A 26,386-nucleotide genomic window follows, 5' to 3' on the forward strand; every position below is an offset into this window, starting at 1 on the left:
GCTATTCCTGCACATCCTTACCTAAGTCGAGGGTGTAGATCCATTCGATCTGATCATTTGGCTTAATTTGGACATCACCAGCACTCTTTTTCCCAAACGACCCGTTCACCCGGTACATCCAGCCACTTTTTGGACCTCGATCAAATTCGTAGAGGTTATCAATTCCTTCAACATAAGCAATGGGCCCCGTACCTCTGTACTCCATTTGTATTTTCTTCTCTTTTGTAACCTTCTTTAAGATATCTAGAACACTCTCTCCGCTCTCAAACGTAACCTCTGTGGCGGCTAATATGATCCCTACTTCTTCATCCCCCTTAATGGAGATCATCACCATTTGCTTCTTGGAATCCACAACTTGCTCAGAGGTCATAGGGGCCGATGGGTTTGTACTTGTAGGAATCTTTTCAGTGTTTGGTTTTGGATCTGTTGATGGTTTGGGTGCTTGAGCGGTGGTTGTCTCCTTCGGTGTATCTGTATTCTCATTACGTACTACTGTTTCGTCAGTTGCCTGAACAGGTAGTTCAGCTGACTTCGATTCTTCTTCCAGTTTTTCATTCTGTTGCTGGTCTGCTTCTTGAGAAAGACGGTTTGTTGTGCTTATACTTTCAGTGGATGACTGGCATCCTGCTAAGCCCAACGATAGGCAAACCACAGTAAGGAGTGGCCATAATCTTGTTGTCCAACGTAACATATTTTCCTCCTTTTATACACTTCAATCACTGATAAAAAGACGGGATGAACAGAAAAAGTACTTCCTGCAGAAGAGGAAGTACTTTTCGAAAGGAAAATGAAAACAGACTGATTCATATCAACCTATGATCACATCCCCATTCCTCGTAGGTCTGTATGAATATAAAATAGGCAGTTCTCCTGGCTCTTGGTCATTGCTCCCCTACACCTTCCCGTTTACTTAAAACAGTGGCATATCGTAGGCTTGCTCCCAATTACAGTGGCGGGACCGCGTCGGAATTTCACCGATCTTCTCTATTAAGTCTGTAAAATGTAATTATCTTTTACTAGACACCTATTCCTTCATTATTTGAATATAGGAATCATCATATCAGACTGTTTACGGAACGTCCATATTTAAATGGATGACTTACACGGTATAACTAGTGAGGCTTCGTATTCACCTCAAAGATCCAGATGTCTTTACTTTTATCTATTCCAAAATCAAATCCAAGTTGACGAACCCCTGGATATTTTTTTTCAAGTATAGTCGTACATAATTTTGTTATTTTTCTCAACTCCAACCTTTTCTTCTTAAAGTCTACTTTTGTGAATGAGCGCAGTATACCATCGCGTAATGTTAGCTGGTCACCACCTCGACATAGATTTGTAACAAAAGAACCTTTAGGTGCTAATCGTCCAACCATGCCCGTGATGATCCACGCTTGTTCTGGTTTTTGAATCTTTACACGATAATCTATCGGTCTACCGTATATTGTCGCAAGCTCGATCCCACGTTGCACTATATAGATTCGTCCCTTTCTAACTTTATCAATCTCTAATATTAAAGAGTTAAACTTCGAGAAGTTTATTATTTTTTGCTGGTAAAAGTATCGAAACTGTTTACCGTCCCTTAAGACTTGAATCAAGCCATTCCCGCCAGTACCTATACTTGGTTTTAATACAACCCTACGATACTTAGTCAACATCTCTTGTAAACAAGATTTATTGTATTTCTTGGTCTCCGGAATATATTTGGTAACTCTTCCGTCACTTAATAGGGCATTTGTTTTGCTCCACTTATCCGCAACTCTTCTCGCTCCCGGAATAGTAAACATGAAAAACCTCCTTGCTCATTAATCCTATAATATATTCAACTTCGTTAGCGTTCTCCTATATGTTTGTCCCGTCAATATTAAAAGTTTAAATGAGAAGGGTTAAAATTGATTAAATGTATCCATACTGAATGTAACTATTGTTTTCACTATAACAGATAAAGGAAGAAAAACACTGTTTAAACTGTTGTAGATTGGATCAAAAAAAAAACAAACCGACATCGTTATAGATGTCGGCGAACGTAATGAACAACAGAACTATTTAACAATATATACTGGACAAGTGGATTGTTGTACAACATAATGACTCACACTGCCTAAGAACAACTCCTTAACCCCACTTAAACCACGACTTCCCATGACAATTAAACTAGCGTTATTTTCCTTGGAGAAATCTAAGATGGCTTGAGCAGGATTCCCTTCCATAACGAATGTTCTCGTTTTATTAGGAATGGTTTTGAGTTTTTCTGTTACTTCTTCTAGGGCCTCTTTCGCCACTGCAAGGTGAGCCTCACGAATTGGGTCTACACTATATGCAGATGCTGTGTAGAAAGCAGAAGTAGGAATGCTTACGACTGTAAGGACATCAAGGTCAATACGCTCATCCTGAGAGGCCATTAACATCGCTGTTGATAAGGCTTTTTTTCCTAATTCGGAATGGTCATATGCTACTACGATTTTAGAATAAAGTGAAAACATGATTTTATCCCCCTTAATTTAACTTCTTCTTGTTACATTCAGTTTAGCAAAGAAGAAAAAAGAAGGGTGTATAAAATATCACATATGTTGCCAATTTTTGATGTCAATATTGTGAACTTCCCTTGTACTGTTTTTATAAATATTTCATTAAAAGTAGTTCATTTCCTGTCCGATTGTAGATCATTTTGTCAGATGCATGTTTCATTAATACTAATCCTCTTCCTGAATCATCCTCTAACTTTTCCTGAAATAGATCATCAGATGGACTTGAAATCTTGGTTAACATTTCTTTGGCATTAAACCCTGGACCCGAATCTCGAATTCGAATAATTAGGCGCTTTCCTTGTGTGACTCGTACACAAAGTGTGATTGGACCCTTGCCTCTCGTACTTCGAAGAGCGTTTGTCAGCCCTTCATTAATAGCAACTTCCATCATAAACGCTTGATTGTCTCCAAGAATGGATTGGATTTCTTTCTGGATCTCACTTCGGACCTGACGATATTCTTCATAGGTTTCAAAGGTTGTCTTCATATCTATCATGTCATCATTTCTCCATATGGGTAACTCATAATCCCAATAGCCGTTGCGTCATCATTTAGGCCTTGAGTTCCTATGTTTCTTAGCATCTCCATATTCTCCTTGAAAACCTCTGAGGAGAAAGAGGGTAGATCTATTTCAAAGAGATCCATAAATCCATCTGTTAATAAATAGAATGCTTCTCCAGGATTAATGACAATAGTCCGCTCTTCAAAGATGACATCCTCAAGAATTCCCAAGTATGGTCCACCTTGTTTCTCAACAATGATTTCACCTTTTGTATTCAGCCTGAGGAATTTATTCAGTCCTGCGCAAGCAAAAGTAAACGTTCTCCTCTTAACATCTAATCGAAAGGTCAATGCTGCTGCAAAGGTACCCTCAAGAAAGTAATTCATAGAGTCCTTATTAATGACTGATAATACTTCGACTAGATTCTTCGTATGGTTTAGAGTTTGTCTAAACAGGACCCTTAGAACGGAATTTTGAAGGGCTGCTGTTAGCCCATGCCCCATAATATCCATTAGATATCCTGAGAGTACGCCTTGTTCTTCATCCCAGTAATAGTCATAAAAATCTCCACTTACGTAATTAGCAGGTGCATAGACCGAGTCTACGAGAATCCACTGGTTATCAATGGGAGGTGGGAGTAGTGTTCTTTGGAGTTTGCCTGTTGCAATAATGTCTTTTCGCAGTTTTTCCTTCTCAGAGATATCGGTTGAGACTCCTAAGTAGTGAATAATGTGATCCCTCTCGTCTCTTATTGCAGTAAGGGATAATTTTTGGAGATATAAATGACCGTTCTTATGGCGATTCCAGATCTCCCCTGTCCATCTTCCTTTTTCTTTTAAGTTCTTCCACACTTCATAGTAAAAAGACTGATCATGCAAGTCAGATTTTAAAATTTTGGGATTTTGGCCAAGCAACTCTTTTGGTGAATAACCTGTAATTGTGCAGTATGCTTTATTGACATTAAGAATAGTGCCCGTTGGGTCAGTGATAATGATCCCTTGATCCATATTCTGGTAAACTTTGTAGGCGAGCTGTAACGTGATTTCTAAATTTTTTTTTTCTGTAATATCCCTACGAAAGGAAATATATTGATAAGGGATCTTGTCTTCGCCTAGCAGAGGTACTATAACCGTAGAAACCCAATATAAACTCCCATCTTTTGCTTTATTTTGAATATCACCTTCCCATATCTCACCTTTTGAGATGCTCCTCCACATATCAGAAAAAAACGTTCTGGGATGATATCCAGAATTGACTACAGCATGTGTTCGTCCTATTAGCTCATCTGAGGTATATTGGGATAAAATACAAAACTTCTCATTTACATAAGTAATAATTCCTTTTCTATCTGTAATAGCTACGATAGCAGATGCATCCAATGCATACTTCATATCCCAAAGCACTTTTGAGCTTTCACGATTGTTAAATGTTAGGTCAGAGAGGTTATTACGATTTTCATACATAGTTTCACCCATCGTCTTTTTTAATACCGTCCATTATACCTATCTCTTCCAAAATTTAAAGTGATTTTTTTCACACTAAGCAATGAAAAATCAAAAAACAGACACCAAAAGGCGTCTGTTTTATTTATTACTCCATTATACTTTACGAACGTTTGTAGCCTGTGGTCCACGCTGACCTTGTTCGATGTCGAATGTTACCGCTTGTCCTTCATCTAATGATCTATAACCGTCTCCTTGAATCGCTGAGAAGTGCACGAATACATCTTCTCCACCTTCACGCTCAATAAAACCAAAACCTTTTTCACTGTTAAACCATTTTACTTTACCTTGTTCCATTTACGTGTGCCTCCTACATGTAACAACTACATGAATCTAAATTTTATCTTGCTTACTTAGCTTTTCCGGTATCGTGATTAATATACTCTTATTCTTTAATTTTTTGTTTATTCATTACTTCTGTTGTGTAGGACGCACGATAATTTCATTCACCGAAACATGATCAGGTTGTTCTAAGCAATAGCGAATTGCTCGAGCAATATCCTCGCCTTCCATGGATTGAGTATCTTCAAATCGTTTCCTTAGTAACTCTTTTATTTTGATATCCGTAATGGTCTCAGTTAATTCTGTCACAACGGCCCCTGGGGAGATGATCGTCGTTCGTATGTTGTTATGGGCTTGTTCCTTACGAAGCCCCTCGGTAATGGCTCTAACAGCATACTTCGTACCTGAATAAACTGCACCACCAACATGCACTTCATGTCCTGCAACAGATGAAATACTTACAATATGACCTTGTTTTCTTTCCTCCATATGAGGAAGTACAGCGGCAATTCCATAGAGAACTCCTTTAATATTTACGTCAATCATCCGATCCCACTCATCCACTTTCAGCTTATTCATAAATGAGAGAGGCATGACTCCTGCATTGTTTATAAGCGCATCAATATTCCCATATTGCTGTATGGCAGTTTGTGCTACCTTCTCCATGTCTGTTCTCTTGGTGACATCTGTAACTTGGTAGATAGCTGTTCCACCAAGCTTCTCTATGTTTTGTTTTATTTGGATTAATCGATCTTCTCTACGTGCTGCCAATACGACTTTTGCTCCATATTTGGCCAGCTCGTAAGCTGTTGCTTCACCAATTCCGCTGCTTGCTCCTGTAATAATAACTACTTTATTTGTTAGTGACATCTTCCCCATCCTTCCCTAAGTTACCTTATGTATGTAACTATTACTATACCATTATTAAATAACAGTGTGTCCAAAAAGTAATCATCTCTTGGACACCCTGTCAATGGTTGTAAGTATTCTTTTTTTCGAGCTTCTACTTCTTGCAGACACCTTGGACGCTAATAATTTATATTTCTTCGAATGTCAACATAACCGTTTTAGCCAAGATTTCAATACCATTTAAAAGGGCTTCCCTATTAAACGTCATATGCGGGTGGTGAAGCCCTGGTCTTAAATCACAGCCTAAGCCTAACATCGTAGCCTTGACATGTGGGCGTTTAATTGTATAGTAATGGAAATCTTCACCCCCAGGTGTAATTACAGGATTTACAAGATTTTCAGAGCCAAGAACCGAAGTAATTGCGTCCGCCATTATTCTTTTAGCTTGTTCATCTACTTCAGCTGCCCCCACTTTAGATTCATAAGAAATGTGAATTTCAGTATCATATAGCTTCCCTAAAGCGAAGATCATGTGCTCTACTCTAGCTACAAGCTCCTCCATCACCTTATTTGATTGAGCCCTTAGATCAATAGAGAATTTCGCATTTCCTGGAATGGTATTACTGTTATCGCCACCCGCTACAAACCTAGTCATCTTAGCTGAATAAGGTACCATCGGGTTGAGGTGAATTCGGTTGAGCTCATGAACGATGGCAGCGCCAACTTCAATAGCATTAACATTTAAGTGAGGTCTTGCTCCATGCGCATCTGCCCCGCGAATTTCCCCCTTTATGAACTGACCTGCCCCATTGATGATAGCTGGAGCAGCTTTACCATTCTCAACTTCCTGGAAGGGTCTAAGATGAACGCCATATAAATAATCGACATCATCTATAACTCCCTTTTCAACTAACTTTAATGCGCCTGTCCCTTTCTCTTCTGCCGGCTGGAAAATCAACTTCAGCTTACCTTTCGGCTCATAGCCAATTTCTTTTATCAGCATTAAAGCACCTAAAACCAGTGTCATATGAGCGTCATGTCCACAGGAATGGTTTGCTCGAAACTCCCCATTTACCTCTTGCCATAAGGCATCAAGATCAGCACGTAACGCAACTGTCAGAGGGCCTGATCCTATCTCACCGATTACGCCAGTGCAATCATCAAAAGTGGTTACACTACAACCTATTTCTTTTAACTTACTAGAGATATATTTCGTTGTATTGTATTCCCTCCAGCTTACTTCCGGGTTTCCATGGAGATATTCAAAGATTTCAAGTACAAATGGTCTTAGTTCTTGCAATGTTTCTTTCATTCACGGGATCCTCCTTTCTTGGTATTCCTATTAGGGTCTAATAATTCCTTTCCATTCTAAGGTGTATTTATCCATTAGCGCGGGTACGGGCTGGTATCCAATTCCTGGGCTGGATGGTACGTCAATTGTTCCCTTTGAAGTAACCACTACTTCTGGAGAAATGATATCTTCATGCCAATATCTTGAGGATCCTGAAGTATCCCCTGGCATGACGAAATTAGCTAGACTTGTAATCGCAATATTGTGGGCTCTACCAATTCCGGACTCTAGCATTCCTCCACACCACAACGGTATGTCTTTACTTAGGCAATAATCATGAATTCTTTTAGATTCGGTCAATCCACCCACGCGTCCAATTTTGATGTTGATAATTTTGCAGCTTCCAAGTTCTATAGCTTTCTTGGTATCTTCCAACGAATGGATGCTCTCGTCTAGACAAATCGGGGTCTTGATCTGTGCCTGAAGCTTTGCGTGATCAATAATATCATCATGCGCTAATGGTTGCTCGATCATCATGAGATTATAATCATCAAGAGCTCTAAATACTTCAACATCGTCAAGGGTATACGCGGAATTGGCATCAGCCATTACGGGCACATTCGGAAATTTTTCTCTCACTGCTCGAATCATTTCCACATCTTTACCTGGTTGAATTTTTATTTTCATCCGTTGATACCCTTCATTGAGAAAACCTTCAACGACGGCTAGAAGATCCTCTACACTTTCTTGTATGCCAATACTTACGCCCACACCAATCTCGGTTTTTGATCCACCTAATGCTTTTGCTAGAGGGACGTTATTTTGCTTAGCATAGAGATCCCATACGGCTCCTTCAATAGCAGCTTTAGCCATATTATTTCTTCTGATAGGAGCGAAGATTTCACTTACTTGATCCGGGTGCTCGATAGATCCTTTAGCATAAAGCATCGGAATCAAAAAATCCTCCATTACATGCCACGCTGTTTTAACTGTTTCTTCATTATAGATTGGTTGACTCATGGCGACGCATTCCCCATATCCTACCTCATCACCACTATGTGCTTCTACCAGGATGAATTCACGATCTGTTTGTGTTCCAAAGCTGGTTTGGAAAGGGGCCTTTAATTCTAGCTTCATCTTTCTAAGTACGAAATTGTTGATTTTCATGTTATGGATCTCCCCTTATTTAATGGAACTTAGATTTGTTTGACTAAAAATGAAAAGTATGACTATACAATATGTATTTTTCAATTCGATCTCTATTCGGTTCGTACCCAATTCCGGGTTTATCAGGAACGGAAATCATACCATCTTCCACTGTAACTTCTGGATCAATGATGTCTTCCTTCCAATATCTCGAGGATGCTGCTGTATCTCCCGGGAGTGTAAAGTTGGATAAACTGGTAAGAGCTACATTGTGTGCTCTGCCAATGCCTGCTTCAAGCATACCTCCACACCAAACAGGAATATTGTTTTCTTCACACAAATCGTGGATTTTCTTTGATTCGGTCAAGCCACCGACGCGTCCAATCTTTATGTTAATCACCTTACAACTTCCTAAGTAGAGAGCTTTACGTACGTCTTCTGCCGAATGAATACTCTCATCTAAACATATGGGAGTTTTCATTTGAGCTTGAAGTTGTGCGTGGTCGACAATGTCGTCAAAACCAAGTGGTTGTTCAATCATGGTCAAATTAAAGTCATCCATGGCTTTTAAAGTATCAATGTCCTTTAGTGAATACGCACAGTTTGCATCAGCCATGAGAGGGACGTCTGGGTACTTCTTACGAATTTGTTTTAGGACATTTATATCCCAACCCGGTTGAATCTTCACTTTCATTCGTTTATAGCCTTTACCAACATATTCATCAATAATGTCTAATACTTGCTCGACGTGGTCTTGAATTCCAATGCTTATTCCAACATCAATCTTCTTTCTCATTCCACCTAGTGCGGTTGCCAGCGATATCCCTTGTTTCTTCGCATACAGATCCCATATAGCTCCTTCAATGGCTGACTTAGCCATGAAGTTCCCACGTATAGGAGAAAAACACTTAGAGACATCATCGGGATGTGAAATAGGACTCTTTTGTAACATAGGAATTAAAAAATCACTCATGATGTGCCAGTTTGTTTTTACCGTTTCTTCTTTATAGAAGGGGTCTCCTGCCGCCACGGACTCAGCCCAGCCAGAGATCCCATCCTTATCTCTCACCTCGACTAAGATAAAATCCTTGTCATATTCCGTTCCCACACTCGTTGTAAAAGGATGTAAAAGCTGCATCTTCATATGTCGCAAAACAATTCGTTGAATTTCCAATTCCAGTCCCCCTTAGTTATAAACTCTTTTTAACCCATAATAGTAGATGTCTGGTCCATTACCCTTGGTTAATTGTGTGACTACCCATCCTCGGTTGAGGTAAAAAGTAAAAACTTCTCTTGTTTTTAATCTCCAATCCAGTGCCAACTTCATGTCCTGCAATTTAATCTTTTGGAATGCACTAGGAACAGGTACCCAAATGAAAGAGGAGAAATTCTCGTTTAATATGAGATTCTTAGGGACAGGAAAAACATAGGATTCCGTATCAACCTGAATCGTAACAGGATCATTCTGTCCCATCTCCATAAGCGCTCTCTCAGATCGTTCCTGTTCAGGGTTCCATTCTACCAAGAATCGGTCTGAAGGTAGTCCTGCATTTAAGATGTCGGGCATGTCTCCGTAACAATTCTCCACATAAGTTCTGCAGAAGGCTCCTAGCTTGGTCAAGTTTAGATAACCATTTACTGTTTCTAGAGGATCGTAAGTCCAAGTGATTAATTTATACCCTAATCTGCGAGCCTCTTCCCGCTGTTTTAGCTTCAATTTTTCACCTATGCCTAACTTCCTATAATCTGGATGGATCCCCATGCTATGAGAACAAAGATACACTTTTCTTCCATCAAACCCTGGAAAGCTATATTGGAATCCTATCAGTTGATTATTAAGAAAAGCTCCTATGACCATCCCGCCGTTCTTTACGACGGTTAGGGTTTGATGAACCGGCACAGGATCATCACTTGCCCACACCATCTTTTCTAAATCTCTAACTAAGGTTAATTCTTCGGTTGAGCTAACCGTTCGGATGATTAACTCTTGTAAGTTATCTTTACTCACTAAAAACTCTCCTTCCTTGCCTTGCTTACTCGATAAATACACCATGGGTGGAATAGACTTCTTCTAATTTCTGCTGACGCATTTGAACCCGTTCTTGGTCCTTCATTGCTATACCTGAGATAATCATATCGATTACACTGATGACTGGATGGATAGAAGGTGAATCGGATTCTACATTTTCTTCTGTTGTAAGAGTAAAATCGGCTATTCGACCTACTGGAGACAACAAACGATCCGTTAAACAGATGATCGGGATCCCTTGAGACTTCACGCTTTCAGCTAAATGAAGGGTTTCCTTCAAATAGCGTGGAAACGAAAGGATAACGACAGCTGAATGCTCCGTTAAGTCACTCAGTTGTTCATACACGTTTCCTGCAGTTGGACTCAGGTAGACTTGATCCCTCAAAGTATGAAGTTGAAGAGAAAACCAATAAGCTGCAGCAAAGGAAGCCCGCATACCCACAACTAACACACGGTCAGCTTCTATTAGTTTACCTATTACCTTCCACACCTCTTCTTGGTTTAGTTGCTTCAAGGTCTGTCGCATAGAAACAACTTCCTTCTCCATTGTGCGGGCAAATAGAGTTGAAATCTCACTCGTTCCCTGCTCCGCATTAGAAATCTCCGTTGGAGGCTGCGCTCCTTGGCTATGACTAAGTACCCATTGTTGGATATGAGATTGCATCTCACTAAATCCGTTAAATCCTATAGCATAGGAAAAACGAATAACCGTGGTTTCACTAACATCAACCTTGCGGCCAATCTGTGAGGCGGTGTTAAACGCAAACTCATCCCTATTCTGGATTAAGTATTCAGCGACTCTCTTTTGTCCTGGAGATAACTTGCTATACTTTTCCTTTATTAAGTTCTCTAAGCTATTCATGTCAGCACCTCAAAGTGAAGTTTACACTTCCATTTGGTTTAATTTACGAAGCATATACTTCGTATATAATATTTTTATCATACTTTTGTGTATATTTAAAGGAATTTTTTGGAGTTGAGTGATTTTTACTTTAATTAAAACTTTTATACTTTTTAGAATAGTACTAAAGTAGTATAATTATCTAAATTACTGAAGTGAAGGAGAAACAATTTATGCACCAGATTCTTAAGTCGCTAGTTGACTCTACTCCATTTTTACTAGGTACCATGAAGGATGACGTCATGATTGGTATTGTAGATCGAGAGCGCTTTCTTTGTTACATCCCAAGCACTGCGATTGATCTTGGTGTGAAGGCAGGTGATCCCATTCCTCCCCATGATGTGAACTTCCAGAATGCCCTGAAGGGCATTCCAGGAGCAGGAAGAACTCCTGTTGAAGCTTACGGTGTTCCTTTTTATGGTAAAACTATCCCCGTCAAAGTAGGCAATGAAGTTGTAGGGGCTTTCGGTATAGGATACAACATCCAAGATCAAGTACTGCTTGAAGAATCCATGGAAAAGTTAAATTCCATCATTGATAGACTAACAGACCGAGTACATACTATTGCTGCCCATGCTGAGGAACATGCAGCAACAAGTGAGACGATGCAGAAGAATTCCTCTTTAACCATGGAGCGATCTAATCAGACAGATAAGGTTTTATCCTTTATTAAAGGCATTGCTGAACAAACGAATCTACTTGGATTAAATGCAGCGATTGAGGCGGCACGAGCGGGCCAACATGGGGCAACCTTTTCTGTAGTCGCTAAAGAAATTCGGAAACTATCCGGTGATTCAGCAAATGCTACCGTAGAAGTTGGTGGATATTTAGAAAATGTAAAGGCTAGTATGAGAGAGATGGTCTATGGATTAGAAGGAATTACCCAATCTTACCATGAACAGAGCCAATCGGTGGAAGAAATGACGAAGATGATTGAGTTACTCCATGAGATTTCAAATAATATGAACATGTATATTAAGAGAATGTCGCAATAATGAAAACACAAAGAAGGGCTTCTTCCAACGAAGAAACCTTTCTTTATTTGGGTTTACATATTGAGATTTCAAAACAGTAGAAACAACCTAGAACTGCTCAAATTCGACCAAGGAAGCTTCCGGAAGCGGTTTCCCCTCTTCTTAGGTTTAATACGGTAACCTCTGGCCGGCAGAGAAAGCGAACGGGCAAAATCGTCGTTCCTACTCCACGATTTACGTACAGTTGTAAATGGGATTCCGGTACGTGGACATGACCATCTACAAAGTATTTGGCTCCTCTTGGTGTAAGGACCGGCCCGATAAAAGGAAGTCGTATCTGTCCCCCATGACTATGCCCCGAAAGCTGCAAGTGAACTGGGTACTCCTTTGTTATTAAAGCATAGTCAGGAACATGGGAAAGTAAGATCGTAAACACATTAGAATCAAGACCATCTAGAGCTTGTGCGAGGTCTGGTCGTCCTCTTAGGGCGTCATCCACCCCTGCGAGAGCAAACTTCTGTCCATGAACTTCAAAAAGATGATGCTGATTCATTAGGACTTGGAAATGGGTATGTTCCAAAGCTTTCATTACTTCGCTTATATCGGTTCTATAATCATGGTTACCGACAACGGCAAACTTCCCTAGTGGTGCTTCGAGGTCAGCTAGCGCCGCAACGCTTGGAAGCAAATTACTTCCATCCTCATCCATAAGGTCACCTGTAAAACAGATGAGGTCTGCTTTCTGTTGTTGAATCAGTTCAACCAGAGCTTCAATATGCGAGGAAGAAAAGAAATGGTCTACATGGAGATCACTAAAATGAACAATCCTTAAACCATCTATAGGCTTCGGAAGATCAGGAAATGTGAGAGTTACTTCATTAACTTTAAACCAGAATCGTTCACCCCAGACCGTGTAAACAGATGGAATACTAATTAATCCTAATAAACCGGCAAAGAACTTAAAACCTTTAGTTATTAGCTTTCGTCTTGTAAAGGTAGTTGTTTTCATATCAATTTATACGATGAATCAAGCGAAAAGTTACACAGAGTAAACCAATAAAGGAATTTCGTTTTATTTGTCCAAATATTTATAATAGTATTCATGTTGGCTAGAGAGAATGGAGGACCTAATGAAACGAGATATTCAAGTTCTACGAAACTTAGTTTTTGGGCAAACGGATAAAGAATATTTAACGGCAGATGTCTATCGTCCTCTAGAGGGTGAGAATTTCCCTGCTATTCTTCTTATTCATGGTGGAGCTTTTCAATCCGGTTCCAAGGAAATGTATAGGGAATGGGGACATTATTTAGCGAGGGAAGGTATGGTCGCGGTAGCTATTAACTACCGACTTGCAACACCATCGAATCCAATATGGCCAGACGTTTTATCTGATGTCCGACAAGCTATAAACTGGATAGTCAGTAAGTCTCATGAATGGAATATTGAACCGCTAAGAATTGGAGTTGTAGGAGACTCAGCTGGAGCTACCCTTGCTAGTTTACTGGCTTTTCATTCCCACGTTTCCAGTTATAAGATTCGTGCCGTCGTAGGAGTTTATGGTTTATACGATATGCTAGATCTTCGTTCTAGCAGAGAGGAAACCATCATAAAACGATTAGTGGGGCAAAACTTGAAAGATGCACCTGAAGTATATCGAGAGGTCTCACCTATTAATTACGTGGAGAAAATCGTGGAAAGCCCTATTTTTGATACGAGTTTTTTTCTCGTATGGGGAGAGCAAGATCAAGTGGTTCACCCTTCCCAATCTATTCATTTTGCCAGTCGTCTTAAAGAAGCCGGCGTTCCCGTAAGTACACTCATTTTTCCAAAACATGGTCATTTTTGGTTTAATTTATTACCTGGTATTGATGGCGGAAGTTTACACGATTACCCAAACACTAAAGCAGCCCCTGCTGTTCTGGAGTATCTAAAGAAAGAGCTAATAGAAACAGAACTTGGAAATTTCTCTTCCGCCCAAATTAGTAGATTAAAAGAATTAGTCTAGAGTTTAGATTAACCTATATAAGGGAGGATTATTAATGAGTAAAGCTGCTTATACTTTTCCAATTCAACGAGTACGTGATCAATTCCCGGCATTACGAAGAATGTATCATGGGAAGTCAGTTGGCTATTTTGATGGTCCGGGTGGATCACAGGTTGTAAAGGCCTCGATTGACGCAATCTCTGCCTATATGATGAGCGGTGGCGCCAATCTTCACGGATGTTTTCCATCTAGTGTTGAGACTGAAGAAATCATACTTCAAGCGAAACAAGCCGTAGCAGATTTTGTAGGAGCAACTCCAAACGAAGTTGCTTTTGGAGCAAATATGACGACTCTTGCCCTTTCCATCGCACGTGCAATGGGGAAAACATGGAATAAGGGGGATGAAATTGTCGTTACAGAGCTAGACCATCGTGCGAATGTAGACCCATGGATTACAATGGCTGAAGACAAAGGAGTTACGGTCCGTTGGATAAAAGTTAACCCGGACACTTTAACACTAGATGAAAGTTGCTTAGAAAGCGTTATCACTGAAAAAACCAAGTTAGTTGCCGTAGGTCTTGCCTCCAATGCTGTTGGTACAATAAATAGTATTTCTAACATTGCTAAACATGCTCATCGCATGGGTGCAGTTGTTGTGGTCGATGCTGTCCATGCTGCTCCACACCTCTTTATAGACAGAGATGAACTTGGTGCGGATATCCTCCTTTGTTCAGCATATAAGTTCTTTGGACCCCATGTGGGAATTGCTGTAATAAAGGAAGAGCTATTTGAATCCCTCTTGCCTTATAAACTTGCACCTGCACCGGCTTACATACCAGATAAGTTAGAAACGGGCACCCAAAATCATGAAGGAATTGCAGGTATCGAACCAGCGATTGATTTTATTGCAAGTCTTGCCATCGAGGGAACAACGAGAAGAGAACGACTTCGCTCAGGATTTGAACAAATTGAAGAACACGAACAAGCTCTCGCACGTAAGATTAGGGATGGTTTAAGCAATATCAGGGGAATTAAGATTTTCCAGGCGAATGAAAGTGTTTTAAAGACCCCGACTATTGCATTTCGACTGGAAGGAGTATCTCCTAGAGAAATATGCGAGAAGCTGTGTGAAGAACAGAGTATTTTCGTAGCCGATGGTGATTTTTATGCGATGACATTGGCAGAAAGATTGGGAATACGTGAAAACGGAGGGTGGGTCCGTGCCGGTTTAGCTCCCTATAATACAGAAGAAGAAGCCGAGCGACTGGTTCACGGGGTTCGCATGATAGCCAGTATGTATGAATAACTATGACATGAGAGAGGGTGTCTCCCAACAGGTCGGTAAAACCGACTCCTAGGGGGCACCCGTCATAAAAGACCTTAGGACAACTCCGTAAATGATTTACCCGTAGCAATATCCATGTACAATCGTTTTCTTGGATCATTGTTCAACTTTACGTTAAATAGGCGAACCTGAGATTGATCAACCTCTACTATTTCCCATTGTCCTTCTCGTATCCCTAACTGAGTAAGTATTTCCGTCCAGTTTCCTTCAAGTTCTTTGCGATTTTCCCAAGAAGGTGTTCCATAATACTCAAGTCCATAAGAATTTTTCATAAACATAGTAAATATCTGTGCATTCTCTTTCTTTTTTAAAACATAAGGCATGATCTTCCCTCTCCTTTTTCCAACAAAATCTTATCTCTTTATCTTACCATGCCAATTAGATATATGCTTTCAACCAGTTTAAAATTTTCTCCTGTGCAATAGGATGAATGGGTTTGCCTATCGTCGATTTGATCACTTTTTTGTAGTTTAATATGGTTCTAGGTTCTGTTTGTTCCTTCAAAGCATGCTCCATGTTTGGTATAATATGAAACTCGCAAGCCCCTTGAACAAGATCTGGTAGTTCTTTCAACACTTCATTTTCTACTAATGGGTCTTTATCCCCCTGTATAGCGAATACAGGGCAAGAGATGTTCTTAAGAGCTTCTCTAGTATTATAAGAAAAATGTTCACGATACCATTTAGCAGGCTGCTTGATAAATAATTGAACCTTCACAATGTCCTGTGTCGATTCTAAGATCGGTTTCATTTGTTTTTTTACTTTTTCCTCTTGTTTCGTTCCATTAATGACTTTCCTAAAAATCCAACCCGAAATTCCTTTCTTATTTCTCAATTCATTATAGGACAACTTCCGTTGATGTACTAAAGCTTCATCCAGGTTATCTACTCCCCCACTTAAGAGCATCATGCCGGCAATCTCAGAATGTCTCTCCACTACGGCCGTTACGATGATCGTCCCTTCGCTATGACCAGCAAGAACAATTTTGCCATTGTCAACTCGTGGATGTTCTTGTATAAATCGATAGGCCCCCTCAAGGTCCTCAACTAAATCCCACATCCCTGTTTTGAGCCATTCGCCTCCACTCTTGCCTGTTCCACGCTTGTCATAACGAAGAGTGATAAATCCTTCTTGGGTAATCAAGTGTGCTATGTCCTTATATAAATCTGTTTTGAATTTTCCATGACTAACGGTTCCATCTCTATCTATAGGGCCACTTCCTGATACAAGAATGACAGCTGGAAGCTTCTCTATTGAGTTATCAGGGATCGTAAGGGTACCGTAAACATCTACCCTTGTCGTGAATTTCACTTCTTCTTCTGTAAACTTTAACATTTCCATCACTTCTTTCTCGTATTCTTTTGAGGAATGATGATCGTGGATAGGGTGCGTGTTTTTCTGTCTTCTCTTGGTTCCTTTCCTAGCGCACTCTGCAAAAGTTTGCTGTATTCAGCAATAAACGCCTTCCATTCCTCGTCGTTGAGGTGAATCATCGCTTGACGGTAGGTTGCTCCATCACGAAGAGGTTCAAACTCCGGTCCTGTTGCATATTGAGTAAATTCACCAAGAAGGTTGGTCATAAAGGTAGTAAATAGTTCAATATGATCCTCACTTGATAGATTCTCATTATTTCTCAATTCCGCTTCGTTAATGGCAAGTATCTTTTCTACCGCTCCCCGAACTTGGTTTTCTTGAACGATTTGTATAATTTTGTGTTCAATCAATGTATTAATATGCCGATACAATGTGGCTTGAGGGATATCAGATAGTATACTTCCGATCTCTTGGATACTAAGTTTTTTTCCTCCACCTAAAGTTTGAATAATCTTCATTCGCTTAGGGTGAAGGATGATATCAGCTTTATTTTTCATAGGAAATTCACCTTCTTCTCCAATCAAATAAGAATCTTACAATATTAATATACCTCATTTTATTATCATTATCAATAATGATAATAAAAAAATAAAAAAAACCATATCTCCGTGGTTAAAGATATCGGTTATCATTACCTTTTAATCATGTATTGGGAGTGTAAAATAAAATGTACTTCCTTTTCCTACTAAGCTTTCTACCCCGATCTCACCCTGATGTTTAACAACAATTTCCTTTGATATGGCTAATCCCAACCCTGTACCATCCTTATTAAGACTCCCTTTCGTTTTATAAAAACGGTCAAATATCCGTGGAAGAGCATCTTCAGAAATTCCTATTCCTGTATCCGAAACATGAATAATTAGTTCCTGCTTCTCCCTATCCTTTTTAATCTGGATAGAAACGTCAAGTTTGATATTGCCTCCTTTAGGAGTGAATTTTACTGCGTTATGGATGAGATTCGTTAGTATCTGTTCAATCCGAATAGGATCAATGTAAACGTTTCTTAACTTAATATCCTGCGGTATAGAGGATGTAAATTCGTAGTTGAGTTCTTTACTCTCAACGTCAATTTTATATTTGCTCAATAATAATTTATCTAAATCTTTTATGCATACATATTGAAATTTAAGCTTATTTTGACTGTATTCAATGTGTGACAAATCGTAGAGATCCTCAATAAGTTGGTTAACTAGTAACGCTTTTTGATAAATCAAACGAATGTAGTTCTCGTCTGGTTCAATCACTTGATCTAACATTGCTTTAAGATAACCTTGTATCGATGTCATCGGTGTTCCAATTTCGTGTGAAATGTCTGAAATCAGTTGTCTGCGTGAATCCTCCATCTTTTCTAGGTTCCTGTGGGCATCTTGCAGCTGTAACTCACGCTCAATTAAGGCTTTACTCTGTATATCACTAATCTTAAAGACTTTACTCGTAATTTTTAGTAATCGTTCATAGTGATCTATTAATTCTTTATAACTATAGATTAGTCCCGTGCTATCCCCTTCAGCTTGTTTTAATGTTTGTTTCGCTTCTTTAAGGTATAGAGCTTCTTCTTTAAAAAGTAGGTGTTTCTCATCCTTCACTTAATTACCTCCACTTGGGGTCTCAAATTGATATCCTACTCCTCTTATGGTCTTAATATAGACTGGATGATTAGGATCGTTCTCAATCTTCTTGCGCAAGTTACTTATGTGAACCAACAGTGATCGATAATCCCCCATGCTATCCTGCTTCCAAACATGTTTATAGATTTCTTCTGATTCGAATACCTTATTAGGATTCTGACATAGTAACAAGAGTATTTCTCTTTCTTTCCTTGCTAATACAATCTCGTTTCCATCTTTCTTAACCTGTAAGTTGTTTAAGTTAATCTCTAATTGATCAAACTTAAGAAGCTCTTTCTTTGTCTTATAACGCAATCTGGCTTTCACCCTTACCATTAATTCTAAAGGGTCGAAAGGCTTTGGTAGATAATCATCCGCCCCCAACTCAATTCCGTCGATAATTTCCTCGATTTCACCTTTGCAGCTTATAAAAATAAAGGGCGTTTGAGATTTATCACGAATGATTTTACATAGGTCGTAACCGGATAGTTTTCCTGGTAGTTGGATATCCGATATAATCAAATCAGGATGCTCTGAATCATAAAGAAGTATAGCTTCCTCCACATGATCTGTTTGTACAACTTCATAACCACTTTTTCTTAAATAAATCTCAATTAATCCAGCAATATCTGCATCATCTTCAATGAGTAAAATCTTATTTTCCATCGATTCTCACCACCTCTATTATGGCTTAGATAAGTTATTCGGTCAGAGAACCTTTATTAAAAGGCTACTTATTAAATTTATGATACGTTTCCACACTTCTATATGCAAGAAAAACAATAAGAAAGAAAACTGCTCCCTATAAAGAAGCAGTCTTTGATTGAAGACTCTAGCTTAATCATGGAATGATCTCCAAAACTCTCCTTGATCATCGATAAGAGGCATAATTTCTGAGAATGGAATTTTAAAGGTAGGGAAGCCGGCTGCGTATGGTGCGATATCATAGGGATTAAAGTAGAGAAATAAAGCATCATCTGTCACGTAAAAAGATTGATCTTCTTTAATACCTTTATAACTGTCAGGAAATACGTACGAATATTCAGGGTTGGATTGAATTTGTTGTTTGATCAGCTCACTTAGAACTGTAATGTAGTTACTATCGGGTTGAAATAGATCCTTCAACTGATAAACTGCTCCTGTCACAAGATTCACTGGGACCTCCGTTTGGACCGGCATCCCATGTGCTGCACCAAATGGATATTCATAGGCTGTGAGTTCTAATATGAGGAGCACTTTTTTGAAAAATTTTATAGAGAAATCACCAGCAAAACTGGCATCCAACTGTGTATCACTTGGGATGTTCTTTACACCCGAGAGTTCTTTGAGTTGTTCATTTAGTCTTTTTTGCAGTACCTGATTCTTCATTCCATCAAGCTGAGGGTAATATACGTAGTAATCCTTATTTGGATGATAGTGTTTTTCATAAATCTTATAATTTTCATCTAGCTTTATTACAGAGTTTTGTTTCCACACTAATTCGCTGTTCAGATCATAATAAGAATCACGCTGATTAATTGTGGCTCTAATCAAGTTCCCTTCTACGGCAAGAGATCCCGTTCCTTCAACAATAGGAAGACTTTTTTCTTGTTTGCCACTCCGATTTATAAAAAACGTCTGTTTTCCATCGTGAACGGATGCAATCCCTTTGCAGTATGGCAATACATCATAGTAAATAAAATCCGTTAAAAACTTTCCGTCTTGATTCACGATAGCATATTTTGATCCAAAGTGTGGCTTACCTTCAAGTATGGGCTTGCCTACAGCATATCGTTTTTCACCAAGTCTTACCATTGCATTGTAGGTTGGAGGAATAATATAGTTCCCTTTTTTATTAATAAGACCGCATTGATTACTAGAGTAACTGTCAGAGGCCTTGACTATTGCCCTTCCATCTTGAAAAGGTTCAACACTTGAAAAAGTTGGTGCAATCATCACTTTACCATTTTGATTGATATAACCAAACCTGCCATCTGAGTCATATTTGAAGGAAAGCAAGCCTTCTCCCTTTTGCCCGACATAAGCCAAAGAATACATATGAAGAGGTTTACCCATAGTATCTATCAAGGCAAATTCCTTCTCATCAAGTTGCACCACGGCAGTCTCTTCTTTATAGGGTAAAGCACTTTTATATTGGGCAGGTATGACTTCATTTCCATTAAGATCTAAATAACCATATTTTATGTGGCCGCCTGATTCATTGATGGAGAAGAGAGCTCTACCTTCCTTGTAGCTATCAATAAAATCATAAGATTTGCTGGTGATAATCTTCCCCTTCTCATTAATAACCTTAAAACCATCTTGATCACTTACGACTGAACGTCCCTCTGAAAAATCCCCAATATAATCATATGCTTTATTCGTTATCTGCTGACCCGAGGTATTTATCAAGGTATTTTTATTATTCAACCCTACAATTGCCATTCCTTGCATCTGAAAAGGTTGGGCAAAGTCAAACGTTGGACGGATGGCGAATTCACCACGATCGTCTATATATCCCCATTTTACTCCAAATATGGACTTTATTCTGGCGGGGTGTAAAGTATTTGGCTTCCTAGCAAGAGATTCAATGCGATCTTTTAATTCATTCCACTGTTCCGGAGCAGGGTAATCAGGTTTTAATGCAAGTCCTTTATCTATTGCTTTAAGAGCCTCCCCGCTATTCCCTACCATTAACTCCGCGTCGGCAAGATAATACCAATAAAAAGGATAAGTAGGGAACTTATTTGTGAGATGCTTGTAATAAGTTGAGACTTTCTGAAAATACACAGGATAAAGTTCCGGTATCTCGACTAACTTCCCCTCCTTCCATTGGTACACCTGTACCTGATAAGCTTCTCCTGTGTCATGAAACCATAAGGCAAGTTCTGATTTCCCGTCTTTGTCTAGATCTTCAGTATCTAGTAAACTAAAGGACAGATCTTTTTTTATTTTATTTTCAAGACCATTATCTGACCATTCATAGATGGCGAGTTTAGACCATTGCGCACCGATCTGCCACCCGATGATCACACTGCTTCGGTTTTCACTTTTTAAATTGGCTACTCGAAAATACGTTATGTTATAACCTGTCCCCTTAAAATTACATGCTATACCCCATCCTCTCGAATCATGCTTTAGTACAACAAAATAATTCTGTCCCTCCCATTGGTATATCCCAAGGATTTCTAACACACCGTCTCCATCTAAATCCGCTGTACGAATGGCAATCACTCTAGCTTGGCCTGGAAGGTAACGACTAAGCAAGCTCTTTATTGTCTGTTCACTCCACATCAGTAAAAACTCCTCTTCGTTGCTTTTTTTATCTTATGGAATTCCCCTGAAGTGGTGCCTATATTTAGTATTTCCTAGGCAAGCGCAGGCTTCGACAGGTTGAATGACAATTTATGTATTTTTGTGGTTTCGTCCCATAATGAGACATTGTCCGAAAATTAGACACTTATTGCTTCCTTATCCTTCTAGAAATACCCATTCTCCTATTGGCATGTTACTTGCTTATATTAAATTATGTAACGAGTTACTAGGTCACTTATGAATGTAATCGTTATCATTAAAACATAAGGAGGAGACTTTATGCCTGAAGTACTGTTTCGTATTGACCTAAACAAACCAATGGATGAGCAAGCCACTCCGGGACATAATCGTTGGCATCCAGATATTCCAGCTACAGTATCAGTCAATCCGGGAGACATTTTCCGTATTGAATGTAAGGATTGGACGGATGGTCAGATTTCTAATAATGATGACCCGTCAGACATTCGAGATGTCAATCTAAACCGTGTTCATGTCCTGAGTGGGCCGATATGGGTGAACGGCGTTGAACCAGGTGATCTACTTGTTGTTGACCTCCTTGACATCGGAGCTATTCAGGGGTCTGAGTGGGGATTTAACGGAGTCTTTGATAAAAATAATGGTGGTAGCTTCCTAACTGAACATTATCCTGAAGCGATTAAATCTATTTGGGATTTCCAGGGAATATATACAACTTCTCGCCATATTCCAGGCGTAAAATTTGCAGGGATTATCCACCCAGGTTTAATTGGTACAGCCCCATCTCACGAATTGCTTGACCGTTGGAACAAACGTGAGAAAAAACTATTTGATACGAATCCTAGTCGTGTTCCTGCTCTAGCTACTCTCCCTAATCCAGACAGTGCTGTATTAGGATCCTTAAAAGGGGCTGAATTTGACCGTGTTGCAAGGGAAGCAGCTCGTACGGTTCCCCCTCGTGAGAATGGCGGGAACTGTGATATTAAAAATCTATCAAAAGGATCTCGCATATACTTCCCTGTTTTTGTCGAGGGCGCCAAGCTCTCTTTAGGAGATCTTCACTTCTCCCAAGGAGATGGTGAGATCACATTCTGCGGTGGGATTGAAATGGCAGGATGGGTGGATATCCATGTTGATGTAATTAAAGGAGGAATGTCTAAGTATAACATCATTAATAACCCAATGTTCCAACCAGGACCGGTAGAACCACGTTACTCGGATTATCTTGTATTTGAAGGAATATCTGTAGATGAGTTTACCGGAAACAACCATTACTTAGATGCCCACATTGCTTATCGTCGTGCTTGTTTGAATGCTATTGATTACTTAAAAACAATGGGTTTTACCGGAGAACAAGCCTATATGATTCTAGGTACTGCGCCAGTAGAAGGACATATTGGTGGGATTGTTGATATCCCTAATGCTTGTTGTACCGTCGCAATTCCAACTGCCATCTTTGATAAAAACATTGTTCCTAAGATTAATCGAGGCTAATTTTTAATGGGGGCCAACAGGCCCCCGTATATGAACTCTTGAAAGGAGTATTGAAGATGCCCTTATATGGATTTCGTTGTAATGAATGTGGAGATTTTCAGCAATGGATAAAGTTAGCTGATGTTAGTAATCCTGTTTATTGTCCAAACTGCTCCGAACACGCTTCTAGAATCTTTACAGCTCCGGGTTTAAGTATGGTTCCTAACGCTATACGCAAGCGTATGGAGTATGGTGCAGAACCTAAGTTGGTTTCTAAAAGTGAACTGGACAAAAAAACTCCTTATCATCACCATAACCACCATCATCACCACGATCACAAGAAACAGCCACAACGTCCATGGCAGATTGGTCATTAACTAATAAGATAAAACAGCTTTCTACTAAGAGCTGTTTTTTACTTTGGTGGCCGATGAATATTTAAAGCATCCATTTTTCTATAGAGTGTACTCCGGGCTATTCCTAAGCGTTTTGCAGCTTCTCCAACTGTAGTGCAGGAATGTAGCATGTCTTCAATAGTTTGTCGTTCCATTAACCTAAGAGATTGATTGGATATGGTTCTACTTAAAGGATGTAGATCCTCAGGTAAATGATTAGCTTTTATTTCTTGTTCCGTGTAGGCTATAAAAAAAGTTCTTTCCATAACATTTCTAAGCTCACGAACATTGCCCGGCCAAAGGTAATTTTCCAACACTTGCATCGCTCTGCTTGATATTCTTGTAGGTCCTTGTCCATAAGTGTTGTAAAGTTCTCGAAGAAAATACTTGGCAAGTGGAGGAATATCTTCCGTTCGCTCATTCAATGATGGAATGGTAATCGTGAAGACATTTAATCGGAAATAAAGATCTGAGCGAAAGGCACCTTGATAAGCTGCTTCTTCTTTAAGATTGCGGTGCGTCGCAGCTATGATTCTCACATCAACTGGTCTTTCAATGTGGTCGCCAACACGAACCACCTTACGAGTTTCAAGAACACGTAGTAAATTTACCTGTAGCTCAAGTGGCATATCACCGATTTCATCTAGGAAGAGGGTACCTTGGTGAGCAACTTCAAATTTTCCTAGTGAACCACCTTTTTTTGCACCGGTAAAGGCACCTTCAGCATAACCAAATAATTCACTGGCAATTAACTCTCGTGGAATTGCACCAACATTTACCGCAACAAATGGGCCATGACGTCGACTGCTTTCCATATGTATGGCCCGGGCCAGCATTTCTTTTCCTGCGCCTGTCTCTCCTAAGATTAGTACATTAGAGTGAGATTGTGCTGCTATTTTTGCAACTTCTAATTGTTGTCTATAACGTAAGCTATTCGTATAGATTTCATGAAATTGGTACACTTCTAAGCTGCTCTTTTCAGGGCAAACACTTGGTAGCTCGGATCTATCCTTTCTACAATGATTGACTGGAATCGTATCACCTATCCCTTTACTGCTCCAGAAAGGATCAGGTGAAACATGTCCTGACGATTTCCAGACCTGTTTAAATTGGCCGTCAGGCAACACTTTTCCAATGCGAATGGAACGGCACAAATGATAATTGGTATCAACTTCTATCTCGTCCCAAGGTGTAATCCTTGTACGATGTTTTAAAGAAAGCTTTATTTCACTATAATGCGTGGACTGTATTAATTCGACCGACTCAAGAAGTAGTGTTAGACCAAGCCAGGTGTTCGTCATAACAGATGATACTGGACCTCCATATTGAGCCTTAAACTTCTTAACGAAATCTTTATTAGACTTACATTCACTAGATTGAAAGTAGCTCATGCAACTATAGTGACCGGTAGCCGCTTGATTTCCCATTGCCATGATCTCAACTTCAGTTGTAATAGGACTAAATATAGGTATTTCACAAGGATTTAGTCCTATTTCGCGATAAGCTTGGTAGAACGTTGTTATATTGTTTCCGACAACTGTAGATAAGATAGCATCCGGCTTAGAAGATATAATACTTTTAAAGATATTAAACAGTGGTGGTTGCGCAAAGGGAATGTAATATTCCCCTACTACTTCTCCCTCTAGTTGATCAATATAGGAATAAATTTGTTGATTGATAAGATGCGGATAAATATAATCGCTTCCTATAAGGTAGATTTTCGTCCCAATTGTATCCTTAATATAGCGCAGAATCGGAATGATTTGCTGATTTGGTACTTCTCCCGTATAAAAAACGTGTGGATGATTTTCATTTCCTTCGTAGGGCGTTGGATAAACCAAAAGCATCTGGTATTGTTCTAAGATGGGCAGAATGGCCTTCCTACATGCTGAGGTATAACACCCAACAACGAGTTTCACACCATTCTCGCCTAAATCTAGCACTTGTTTAATCGCCTCGTTAGGTTCGGAACAAATATCTCTAATGATTAATTCAAATTGACATGTTGAATTTGTATGTTCCAATTCATATTCGGCCTTCGCAAATAGGGCAGCTTGGAGTTGCCTTCGTTCTGTCGCCGCTGTAGGTCCTGTCAACGAAAATAATAAACCTATCCTAATAGGTGCCATATCATTACTCCTTATTGAGCTGAATTAAGGAACACAGATTTACCTGTCAATTCAAAATTATACACAAAATTAAGCTGGATTAAAATACAAATTCTTACATTTGAATGGGAGGTTGCATGATGGGAAATGTGGGATTGCTTTATGTTGGTGCTGTCCTTTTTATCAACGGACTAATGCTCTTGGGTCGCGTGGAAACCAAAAGTGCAGGTATCTTTAATTTGTTTGTAGGAGTGATGCAGGTACTGTTTCCTTTTTATGCCCTCATAACAGCTCAAGACCAATCCACAATCTTTCAAGCCTCTGGTATATTTCTTTTTGGTTTTACTTACTTATTAGTTGGCATCTGCAACTTGAAGGGATACAGTGGAACTGCTTTAGGATGGTATTCGTTGTGGGTAGCCATCATGGCCATAGCCTATTCCCTCATTAACTTTAGTCAGTTTGGAGATTTTAAGTTTGGGATCATCTGGCTATTATGGTCCTATCTGTGGTTTTTATTCTTTCTACAGCTAGCGTTGGGAAAAGACATTGGAACTTACACTGGCTGGGTAGCTATCATACAATCATGGACTACCGCCACCATTCCAGCCTTCTTATCGTTAATAGGATTATGGGAACACGTAAATGGTATGATGACGGGGATTGTCACAGTAGTCGTTCTGCTATCGTTTATATTTCTTTATCAGCGTACTACATCGAGAAATAATAGTAAGCAAGCTAGTTATTGACTTGTTAATCATAAACAAAAAAGAAGGTCCGCTTCCGAATTAAAGAGCGTAGGACCTTCTTTTTATTTAAATATTA

The 26,386-nt window shown here is 39.5% G+C and carries 26 protein-coding genes and 1 riboswitch; of the genes, 6 read left to right on the forward strand and 20 right to left on the reverse strand.

Going from position 1 to position 26,386, the window contains the following annotated elements; genetic code table 11:
• Position 1 precedes the first annotated feature (1 nt).
• The 12 genes from EIZ39_RS15490 to EIZ39_RS15545 all read right to left on the reverse strand — a co-directional run bounded on the left by EIZ39_RS15490 (position 2) and on the right by EIZ39_RS15545 (position 10,991).
• Complete coding sequence (locus EIZ39_RS15490; RefSeq protein WP_129200888.1) at positions 2-691, reverse strand: DUF4430 domain-containing protein; 690 nt, start codon at positions 689-691, stop codon at positions 2-4.
• A 152-nt stretch (positions 692-843) separates the two neighbouring features.
• Positions 844-1,043: riboswitch (cobalamin riboswitch) on the reverse strand.
• Between the two features lie 69 nt (positions 1,044-1,112).
• Positions 1,113-1,787, reverse strand: coding sequence for a YheC/YheD family protein (locus tag EIZ39_RS15495; protein ID WP_129200889.1), 675 nt, complete (start codon positions 1,785-1,787; stop codon positions 1,113-1,115).
• 255 nt (positions 1,788-2,042) lie between these two features.
• A complete protein-coding gene (locus EIZ39_RS15500; protein WP_129200890.1) occupies positions 2,043-2,483 on the reverse strand; it encodes a universal stress protein in 441 nt (146 codons plus the stop codon).
• Positions 2,484-2,616: 133 nt separating this feature from the next.
• Positions 2,617-3,024, reverse strand: a complete 408-nt coding sequence (locus EIZ39_RS15505) for an ATP-binding protein (protein WP_129200891.1) — start codon at positions 3,022-3,024, stop codon at positions 2,617-2,619.
• Positions 3,021-4,493 (reverse strand): SpoIIE family protein phosphatase, encoded by a 1,473-nt coding sequence (locus EIZ39_RS15510; RefSeq protein ID WP_164985122.1) that lies wholly within the window; start codon positions 4,491-4,493, stop codon positions 3,021-3,023. Before EIZ39_RS15510 ends, EIZ39_RS15505 begins: the two co-directional genes overlap by 4 nt.
• A gap of 135 nt (positions 4,494-4,628) precedes the next feature.
• A complete protein-coding gene (locus tag EIZ39_RS15515) occupies positions 4,629-4,829 on the reverse strand; it encodes a cold-shock protein (RefSeq protein WP_129200893.1) in 201 nt (66 codons plus the stop codon).
• A gap of 114 nt (positions 4,830-4,943) precedes the next feature.
• On the reverse strand, positions 4,944-5,684 hold the full coding sequence (locus EIZ39_RS15520; protein WP_129200894.1) for an SDR family oxidoreductase: 741 nt from the start codon (positions 5,682-5,684) through the stop codon (positions 4,944-4,946).
• Positions 5,685-5,850: 166 nt separating this feature from the next.
• The gene (locus tag EIZ39_RS15525; protein WP_129200895.1) at positions 5,851-6,975 is read right to left on the reverse strand and encodes a M20 peptidase aminoacylase family protein; all 1,125 of its coding nucleotides are present in this window, start codon (positions 6,973-6,975) and stop codon (positions 5,851-5,853) included.
• A 30-nt stretch (positions 6,976-7,005) separates the two neighbouring features.
• Positions 7,006-8,121, reverse strand: a complete 1,116-nt coding sequence (gene menC / locus EIZ39_RS15530; RefSeq protein ID WP_129200896.1) for an o-succinylbenzoate synthase — start codon at positions 8,119-8,121, stop codon at positions 7,006-7,008.
• 43 nt (positions 8,122-8,164) lie between these two features.
• Positions 8,165-9,274 carry an o-succinylbenzoate synthase gene (gene menC / locus EIZ39_RS15535; protein ID WP_129200897.1) on the reverse strand — a complete coding sequence of 370 codons (1,110 nt, stop codon included), beginning with the start codon at positions 9,272-9,274 and terminating at the stop codon, positions 8,165-8,167.
• Positions 9,275-9,286: 12 nt separating this feature from the next.
• Complete coding sequence (locus tag EIZ39_RS15540) at positions 9,287-10,108, reverse strand: GNAT family N-acetyltransferase (RefSeq protein ID WP_240675827.1); 822 nt, start codon at positions 10,106-10,108, stop codon at positions 9,287-9,289.
• A 25-nt stretch (positions 10,109-10,133) separates the two neighbouring features.
• On the reverse strand, positions 10,134-10,991 hold the full coding sequence (locus EIZ39_RS15545) for a MurR/RpiR family transcriptional regulator (protein WP_129200899.1): 858 nt from the start codon (positions 10,989-10,991) through the stop codon (positions 10,134-10,136).
• Positions 10,992-11,203: 212 nt separating this feature from the next.
• On the opposite strand from EIZ39_RS15545, the gene EIZ39_RS15550 reads away from it, so the two are divergent.
• A complete protein-coding gene (locus EIZ39_RS15550; RefSeq protein WP_129200900.1) occupies positions 11,204-12,025 on the forward strand; it encodes a methyl-accepting chemotaxis protein in 822 nt (273 codons plus the stop codon).
• Between the two features lie 97 nt (positions 12,026-12,122).
• On the opposite strand, the gene EIZ39_RS15555 is transcribed toward EIZ39_RS15550, so the two are convergent.
• A complete protein-coding gene (locus tag EIZ39_RS15555; protein WP_129200901.1) occupies positions 12,123-13,013 on the reverse strand; it encodes a metallophosphoesterase in 891 nt (296 codons plus the stop codon).
• Positions 13,014-13,134: 121 nt separating this feature from the next.
• Between EIZ39_RS15555 and EIZ39_RS15560 the strand changes: the two genes are divergently transcribed.
• Positions 13,135-14,010: an alpha/beta hydrolase gene (locus tag EIZ39_RS15560; protein WP_129200902.1), complete on the forward strand. Its 876-nt coding sequence runs from the start codon at positions 13,135-13,137 to the stop codon at positions 14,008-14,010.
• Between the two features lie 34 nt (positions 14,011-14,044).
• Positions 14,045-15,295 carry a cysteine desulfurase-like protein gene (locus EIZ39_RS15565; RefSeq protein ID WP_129200903.1) on the forward strand — a complete coding sequence of 417 codons (1,251 nt, stop codon included), beginning with the start codon at positions 14,045-14,047 and terminating at the stop codon, positions 15,293-15,295.
• Between the two features lie 74 nt (positions 15,296-15,369).
• Here EIZ39_RS15565 and EIZ39_RS15570 read toward each other — a convergent pair whose 3' ends face one another.
• The 6 genes from EIZ39_RS15570 to EIZ39_RS15595 all read right to left on the reverse strand — a co-directional run bounded on the left by EIZ39_RS15570 (position 15,370) and on the right by EIZ39_RS15595 (position 21,588).
• Positions 15,370-15,657 carry a hypothetical protein gene (locus EIZ39_RS15570; protein WP_129200904.1) on the reverse strand — a complete coding sequence of 96 codons (288 nt, stop codon included), beginning with the start codon at positions 15,655-15,657 and terminating at the stop codon, positions 15,370-15,372.
• Positions 15,658-15,712: 55 nt separating this feature from the next.
• Positions 15,713-16,669 (reverse strand): alpha/beta hydrolase family protein, encoded by a 957-nt coding sequence (locus tag EIZ39_RS15575; protein ID WP_164985123.1) that lies wholly within the window; start codon positions 16,667-16,669, stop codon positions 15,713-15,715.
• Positions 16,670-16,674: 5 nt separating this feature from the next.
• A complete protein-coding gene (locus EIZ39_RS15580) occupies positions 16,675-17,205 on the reverse strand; it encodes a helix-turn-helix domain-containing protein (RefSeq protein WP_129200906.1) in 531 nt (176 codons plus the stop codon).
• Between the two features lie 141 nt (positions 17,206-17,346).
• Complete coding sequence (locus tag EIZ39_RS15585; RefSeq protein ID WP_129200907.1) at positions 17,347-18,294, reverse strand: sensor histidine kinase; 948 nt, start codon at positions 18,292-18,294, stop codon at positions 17,347-17,349.
• Positions 18,295-18,981 carry a response regulator transcription factor gene (locus EIZ39_RS15590; protein WP_129200908.1) on the reverse strand — a complete coding sequence of 229 codons (687 nt, stop codon included), beginning with the start codon at positions 18,979-18,981 and terminating at the stop codon, positions 18,295-18,297.
• Positions 18,982-19,152: 171 nt separating this feature from the next.
• Positions 19,153-21,588, reverse strand: coding sequence for a WG repeat-containing protein (locus EIZ39_RS15595; RefSeq protein ID WP_129200909.1), 2,436 nt, complete (start codon positions 21,586-21,588; stop codon positions 19,153-19,155).
• Positions 21,589-21,888: 300 nt separating this feature from the next.
• Between EIZ39_RS15595 and fmdA the strand changes: the two genes are divergently transcribed.
• Together fmdA and EIZ39_RS15605 are read left to right on the forward strand one after the other, a co-directional pair.
• Positions 21,889-23,079 carry a formamidase gene (gene fmdA / locus EIZ39_RS15600; protein WP_129200910.1) on the forward strand — a complete coding sequence of 397 codons (1,191 nt, stop codon included), beginning with the start codon at positions 21,889-21,891 and terminating at the stop codon, positions 23,077-23,079.
• A gap of 56 nt (positions 23,080-23,135) precedes the next feature.
• On the forward strand, positions 23,136-23,435 hold the full coding sequence (locus tag EIZ39_RS15605; protein WP_129200911.1) for an FmdB family zinc ribbon protein: 300 nt from the start codon (positions 23,136-23,138) through the stop codon (positions 23,433-23,435).
• Between the two features lie 38 nt (positions 23,436-23,473).
• Here the strand turns inward: EIZ39_RS15605 and EIZ39_RS15610 are convergent, their stop codons facing one another.
• Positions 23,474-25,582, reverse strand: a complete 2,109-nt coding sequence (locus EIZ39_RS15610) for a transporter substrate-binding protein (RefSeq protein WP_129200912.1) — start codon at positions 25,580-25,582, stop codon at positions 23,474-23,476.
• A gap of 116 nt (positions 25,583-25,698) precedes the next feature.
• Between EIZ39_RS15610 and EIZ39_RS15615 the strand changes: the two genes are divergently transcribed.
• Positions 25,699-26,310, forward strand: a complete 612-nt coding sequence (locus EIZ39_RS15615; protein WP_240675828.1) for an AmiS/UreI family transporter — start codon at positions 25,699-25,701, stop codon at positions 26,308-26,310.
• The last annotated feature ends 76 nt before the right edge of the window (positions 26,311-26,386 follow it).

Origin of the sequence: Ammoniphilus sp. CFH 90114 (genome assembly GCF_004123195.1) — a bacterium.
Lineage (GTDB): Bacteria > Bacillota > Bacilli > Aneurinibacillales > RAOX-1 > YIM-78166.

What these genes read in the sequence shown, in the direction of transcription:
- EIZ39_RS15490 (WP_129200888.1), bottom strand. Translation starts at nt 691, where the DNA reads ATGTTACGTTGGACAACAAGATTATGGCCACTCCTTACTGTGGTTTGC.
- EIZ39_RS15495 (WP_129200889.1), bottom strand. Translation starts at nt 1,787, where the DNA reads ATGTTTACTATTCCGGGAGCGAGAAGAGTTGCGGATAAGTGGAGCAAA.
- EIZ39_RS15500 (WP_129200890.1), bottom strand. Translation starts at nt 2,483, where the DNA reads ATGTTTTCACTTTATTCTAAAATCGTAGTAGCATATGACCATTCCGAA.
- EIZ39_RS15505 (WP_129200891.1), bottom strand. Translation starts at nt 3,024, where the DNA reads ATGATAGATATGAAGACAACCTTTGAAACCTATGAAGAATATCGTCAG.
- EIZ39_RS15510 (WP_164985122.1), bottom strand. Translation starts at nt 4,493, where the DNA reads ATGTATGAAAATCGTAATAACCTCTCTGACCTAACATTTAACAATCGT.
- EIZ39_RS15515 (WP_129200893.1), bottom strand. Translation starts at nt 4,829, where the DNA reads ATGGAACAAGGTAAAGTAAAATGGTTTAACAGTGAAAAAGGTTTTGGT.
- EIZ39_RS15520 (WP_129200894.1), bottom strand. Translation starts at nt 5,684, where the DNA reads ATGTCACTAACAAATAAAGTAGTTATTATTACAGGAGCAAGCAGCGGA.
- EIZ39_RS15525 (WP_129200895.1), bottom strand. Translation starts at nt 6,975, where the DNA reads ATGAAAGAAACATTGCAAGAACTAAGACCATTTGTACTTGAAATCTTT.
- menC (WP_129200896.1), bottom strand. Translation starts at nt 8,121, where the DNA reads ATGAAAATCAACAATTTCGTACTTAGAAAGATGAAGCTAGAATTAAAG.
- EIZ39_RS15545 (WP_129200899.1), bottom strand. Translation starts at nt 10,991, where the DNA reads ATGAATAGCTTAGAGAACTTAATAAAGGAAAAGTATAGCAAGTTATCT.
- EIZ39_RS15550 (WP_129200900.1), top strand. Translation starts at nt 11,204, where the DNA reads ATGCACCAGATTCTTAAGTCGCTAGTTGACTCTACTCCATTTTTACTA.
- EIZ39_RS15555 (WP_129200901.1), bottom strand. Translation starts at nt 13,013, where the DNA reads ATGAAAACAACTACCTTTACAAGACGAAAGCTAATAACTAAAGGTTTT.
- EIZ39_RS15560 (WP_129200902.1), top strand. Translation starts at nt 13,135, where the DNA reads ATGAAACGAGATATTCAAGTTCTACGAAACTTAGTTTTTGGGCAAACG.
- EIZ39_RS15565 (WP_129200903.1), top strand. Translation starts at nt 14,045, where the DNA reads ATGAGTAAAGCTGCTTATACTTTTCCAATTCAACGAGTACGTGATCAA.
- EIZ39_RS15570 (WP_129200904.1), bottom strand. Translation starts at nt 15,657, where the DNA reads ATGCCTTATGTTTTAAAAAAGAAAGAGAATGCACAGATATTTACTATG.
- EIZ39_RS15575 (WP_164985123.1), bottom strand. Translation starts at nt 16,669, where the DNA reads ATGTTAAAGTTTACAGAAGAAGAAGTGAAATTCACGACAAGGGTAGAT.
- EIZ39_RS15580 (WP_129200906.1), bottom strand. Translation starts at nt 17,205, where the DNA reads ATGAAAAATAAAGCTGATATCATCCTTCACCCTAAGCGAATGAAGATT.
- EIZ39_RS15590 (WP_129200908.1), bottom strand. Translation starts at nt 18,981, where the DNA reads ATGGAAAATAAGATTTTACTCATTGAAGATGATGCAGATATTGCTGGA.
- EIZ39_RS15595 (WP_129200909.1), bottom strand. Translation starts at nt 21,588, where the DNA reads ATGTGGAGTGAACAGACAATAAAGAGCTTGCTTAGTCGTTACCTTCCA.
- fmdA (WP_129200910.1), top strand. Translation starts at nt 21,889, where the DNA reads ATGCCTGAAGTACTGTTTCGTATTGACCTAAACAAACCAATGGATGAG.
- EIZ39_RS15605 (WP_129200911.1), top strand. Translation starts at nt 23,136, where the DNA reads ATGCCCTTATATGGATTTCGTTGTAATGAATGTGGAGATTTTCAGCAA.
- EIZ39_RS15610 (WP_129200912.1), bottom strand. Translation starts at nt 25,582, where the DNA reads ATGGCACCTATTAGGATAGGTTTATTATTTTCGTTGACAGGACCTACA.
- EIZ39_RS15615 (WP_240675828.1), top strand. Translation starts at nt 25,699, where the DNA reads ATGATGGGAAATGTGGGATTGCTTTATGTTGGTGCTGTCCTTTTTATC.